At 32.4% G+C, this 4,117-nt stretch carries 8 protein-coding genes and 1 pseudogene; 5 read left to right on the forward strand and 4 right to left on the reverse strand.

The window, feature by feature from the left end:
* The first annotated feature begins 130 nt into the window (after positions 1–130).
* Positions 131–682, forward strand: coding sequence for a macro domain-containing protein (locus FTU91_RS15695; RefSeq protein ID WP_016658769.1), 552 nt, complete (start codon positions 131–133; stop codon positions 680–682).
* A gap of 1 nt (position 683) precedes the next feature.
* Here the strand turns inward: FTU91_RS15695 and FTU91_RS15700 are convergent, their stop codons facing one another.
* The 4 genes from FTU91_RS15700 to FTU91_RS15715 all read right to left on the reverse strand — a co-directional run bounded on the left by FTU91_RS15700 (position 684) and on the right by FTU91_RS15715 (position 2,477).
* A complete protein-coding gene (locus tag FTU91_RS15700) occupies positions 684–1,070 on the reverse strand; it encodes a type II toxin-antitoxin system death-on-curing family toxin (protein WP_004769969.1) in 387 nt (128 codons plus the stop codon).
* A complete protein-coding gene (locus FTU91_RS15705) occupies positions 1,067–1,246 on the reverse strand; it encodes a hypothetical protein (protein ID WP_016658770.1) in 180 nt (59 codons plus the stop codon). Before FTU91_RS15705 ends, FTU91_RS15700 begins: the two co-directional genes overlap by 4 nt.
* Positions 1,247–1,295: 49 nt before the next feature.
* Positions 1,296–1,631, reverse strand: coding sequence for a hypothetical protein (locus FTU91_RS15710; protein ID WP_180082807.1), 336 nt, complete (start codon positions 1,629–1,631; stop codon positions 1,296–1,298).
* 240 nt (positions 1,632–1,871) lie between these two features.
* Complete coding sequence (locus FTU91_RS15715; protein ID WP_180082808.1) at positions 1,872–2,477, reverse strand: hypothetical protein; 606 nt, start codon at positions 2,475–2,477, stop codon at positions 1,872–1,874.
* 159 nt (positions 2,478–2,636) lie between these two features.
* Between FTU91_RS15715 and FTU91_RS16735 the strand changes: the two are divergent.
* The 4 genes and pseudogenes from FTU91_RS16735 to FTU91_RS15730 all read left to right on the forward strand — a co-directional run.
* Positions 2,637–3,026: pseudogene (locus tag FTU91_RS16735) on the forward strand (hypothetical protein); the annotation flags it as partial.
* A gap of 51 nt (positions 3,027–3,077) precedes the next feature.
* Positions 3,078–3,371 (forward strand): hypothetical protein, encoded by a 294-nt coding sequence (locus FTU91_RS16740; RefSeq protein ID WP_227505690.1) that lies wholly within the window; start codon positions 3,078–3,080, stop codon positions 3,369–3,371.
* Between the two features lie 98 nt (positions 3,372–3,469).
* Positions 3,470–3,829 (forward strand): DUF4829 domain-containing protein, encoded by a 360-nt coding sequence (locus FTU91_RS15725; RefSeq protein ID WP_224223039.1) that lies wholly within the window; start codon positions 3,470–3,472, stop codon positions 3,827–3,829.
* A 171-nt stretch (positions 3,830–4,000) separates the two neighbouring features.
* Positions 4,001–4,117: DUF4372 domain-containing protein (locus FTU91_RS15730; RefSeq protein ID WP_155392816.1), on the forward strand; the 117-nt coding region annotated here is incomplete at its 3' end.

The raw sequence follows: 4,117 nt of genomic DNA on the forward strand, positions 1-4,117 counted from the left end.
TCCACTTTAGATATTTGTTTAAGATGAGATGTAACTCATTGAAATGTGTCATCATATTCGTCGTCAGAAAACAAGTATTATGCCATTATTTCAATGAGTTATCTTTTTTTGTCGTGTACAAAGAAAATTTATGAAAAAAGTCCATCTCATCCAAGCAGATATAACAGCTTTTGCTGTACATGCCATCGTTAACTCAGCAAATAAATCTTTGCTTGGTGGTGGGGGACTTGATTATGTGATTCATAAAAAAGCTGGACCATTGATGAAAGAAGAATGTGTTCGTCTAAATCAAGAAAAAGGTGGATGCCCTACAGGTCAAGCAGAAGTAACAACAGCAGGTAATCTGCCTGCTAAATACCTTATTCATGCGGTTGGACCACGATGGTTAGATGGCGAACACAATGAGCCACAATTGCTTTGTGATGCTTATAGTAATGCACTATTCAAAGCTAATGAAATTCATGCACTCACTGTTTCTTTTCCATGTATTAGTACAGGTGTTTATGGTTTTCCACCTCAAAAGGCTGCTGAAATTGCGATTGGCACCATACTCTCTATGTTGCCTCAATATGATCATGTTGCAGAAGTATTTTTTATCTGCCGAGAGGATGAAAATTATTTAATTTATAAGAATATTTTATCGAATATCGATGATCCAAATATTCAGATTCTGATTTCTTAGTTTAAATTATCGAAAGCTCGTATAAGAATTCAGCCACAATTTTGGCTAACAATTCATGTTCTTCTTGTGATTCAACAATATCGACCATCAAATCATCTAAACCTGTTTGTTCCTGAATGGTAACACCTTGAATTTCTAGATAAGTCAGCATTACAGCTAAACCAGTTCTTTTATTACCATCAACAAAAGCATGACCTTTTGAGATAGCAATACCAAACCATGCTGCGATCTCAAAAATGTCGCTTACATTGCTGTAATACATCTGCTGATCTATACGGCTTAATACGCTTTCTAGCTTTTCAATATGACAGCCTGTTCGCCCCACGCCAGTTTGTAATAGGATCTCATCATGTACAGCGATCACGAATGTTGAGCTAATCAAACTCATTTATAAGCAAGCTCTTGAAGTTCTGCTTTATGCTGCTTAATAACTCGTTTAGCACTGTGCATCACAACACGTTTTGTTGCTTCATCATTGCTAAATTGAATTGGTAATACTTGACCTGAAACCTTTTGGCGATTTGAAACTTGATCAAGGCTATAGTCTTTTAAACGCTTTCTCATCTTCATACCCCTATTAAAAGAGAATTTCATTTTAGCCTAAATTAAACAATTAAGTACAATAGTGAAGATCTTTTCTTGGAATAGCATTTTCTGAATCTATATCAAAGAAATCATAAATTTTAGTGGCTGTTACTGTGTTAAATAATTTTTTGTCCATATACACGATTGCTTTTCCTTTATTTGCGTCGAAAATTACCCTACCCCTTGGAATCTGTTCATATTCATAATGACGTAGTTCTGGGTATACACTTTGCATATTTTTCCAATAATCGACATGTGTATATGGACTATCAATTAAGCCTATTGAATCTGCATCATTTAAATTGAATGGATGAGCTATGCCGATAACTTGCTTTTGCAAAAACCAAAAAATTCCTATTTTCATTTTTCATCAACTGATTAATTTCCCTAAAATTAACATAATACACGTTATACGAAGTTAAAAAATCGAGTCTAAAAACTTAATTTTTATGTATTTTTTTTAAATTAAAACCTAGGCCAGTGCCTAGGTTTTTTAATTTCGTATAACAGCCATTATGTTAAGTGGGTATGTTTTTCCGCTGAATAGTGAATTAAGAATGCTCTATAAAATCATTTGTTATTTGCCTTTTAAAGAAGGATTTATCTATGGGAAAGTGGCAATTAATACTTTCTTTACTTCATCTGACGTATTTGGATCTACTTTAAGCTCATTAACGGCTTCAATAATCCGTTTACGAACAGCTTCATTCTCTGGCAGTGAACCCTTAATCTCATGTTCTTTCTGAGTGAGTAGCGAAGCATTATTAAGAGCACCCAGAGCCAAAATTTGAACCTTTGGGTTCGTATCCTTTAAATAAGGAATAATATCGTCTGCTGCTTCAATCGGGTCTAAATTCGTTAGGGATACAAGAATTACACTTAATGCATCAGGGTTCGATTCATTTTGTTTCAACAAATCAACTAGCTTATGGATTTTATCTTCTCGTGAATATGTAGGGCTATCATTAATAGCAATCGTACTTTTTACCCATTTAGGAGGCATTCCATGAGGGAGATTGGGCGCATTGTTAGTGATACCGTCATTAGCATTAAGAGGCAGAGTATTACGGTTGGAACTGATCTTTTCTTGAGTTTCCATCAGCTCTTTACTATGTACATCATCACTTTTTTTGGCAAAAATAAAAAATCCAATAAAAGCTACTACGATTGCCGTAATAACTAAATAAATCAACTTACTATTATTTTTCATATTACCTACGTTTTTAAATAAGAATGTTGTTACATCAATAGAAAAAGCATCAAAGAAACTTTAAATTATATTATTCACCAATTAAATAGGCTCATTCAACGCTTTTTCCAAGAGTTGATATAGTGTAATAATTATTGAGTAAATAAGAGAATTAAGTTAATGAAATACTCAAAAGAAAAAATAGTAAAAGCCCTATTACTTGCTCCTTTACCACTACTTTTTTTCACAGCATTGCTATTTATCATAATGAATCGTGAATATAGTCTATATTCAATTTTTGTGGTTTTTGCAGGGCATGGTCTTGTTTACTTAGCTTATAGTATTTTGACAGTACCTTTTAGCTTTATGGTCTCAATTCTTTTAAATCGTTATAGTATTCTTAATTTGCTAACTATCTGTATTAGCTCTTTAATTATTGCTATGCCATTTTTTGTTCTTTTTGGATGGAGCCATACAGGAGAAGTTTCGAAAGAATGGTGGAAGATGTATACCGACACTTGGACTATCTTTATGGCTCTAATTCCAGGCTTGTCTTATTGGTTATTTTTAACTGATTTTAAAGTTAAAGAATTATTAAAGAAAAAAATAATATATTTCAATATATTAGCTTTTGTTTTGACTTATTTGTCTTTGTTTCATCAGAAATATACATTGATAGACCGGATAGTTGTAGACAAGCTTGGAAAAGTTGAAGTTATAGGAGGAGGATTTCCATTACAGTTTTTAGTAGATGGTGAAATATCTCCAGGCGGTAGTATAGCACTAGATCCTTTAAATATTATTATAGGAATAGATCAATTCATTTTTTTATATTTTATTCTTGATTATTTATTTTGGCTTATGTGTCTTTTAGTCGGTTATGCGTTTTTTCGAAAGATAAAAGTGAAATTATAATGTCTAAAATATTTATAAAATTAGGAATTTTACTTGTAGGTCTATGTCTACTTCTAATCATTAATTCATACAAACAGAAATTAAATCATGATAAAGAGATGGCAACACAGACAACAATACTTTTCTTTAATTCACTTGCTAAACATGATCTAGAATCAGCAATCAAATATGTTTGGCCAGATGCGCGATTACATGAAGATTTAAAAAGTTCTGAAAGGTTTCTCTCTTTCAAAGACTCAAAAATTTTAGAAGTAGTAAGGATTAATTATGATTCAGCGGAAAGTAGACCTGAGTATTATCAAGAATTTTATAAAATTATTTCAGTGATGGTAAAAGTTAAAGTCGTCCATATAGATGATGCTGGTAGTCCAGTAGGTGACTATATTTTATTTATTACTCTTGTGAAACAATCTCCTCAATCTGATTGGCTAATTACAGAATTTGGTAGTGGGCCTTAAGATAGTAATTATAGAGAAAAGCTAAAATTAACATAATACACCTTATACGAAATCAAAAATGGGAGCCTTTAGCCACTACTGTCCCATAGTTTGCTTTAAATAAAAAAACCTGAGTCTAAATAGTTAAAATATGAGTGCAAACAAACACTTTAACTATAAAGGACTCAGGTTTTGTCACATCAGAATACCGTATTTCATCAATTACTCAAACCCATTTTAAGACAAGATTTTGAACGTCTGGCTAAACTGCACCACTCTGGGCAAAAATTAAGATCAGCCACCCGCTGG

It is taken from the genome of Acinetobacter sp. YH12201, assembly GCF_013418145.1.
Taxonomy (GTDB): Bacteria; Pseudomonadota; Gammaproteobacteria; order Pseudomonadales; family Moraxellaceae; genus Acinetobacter.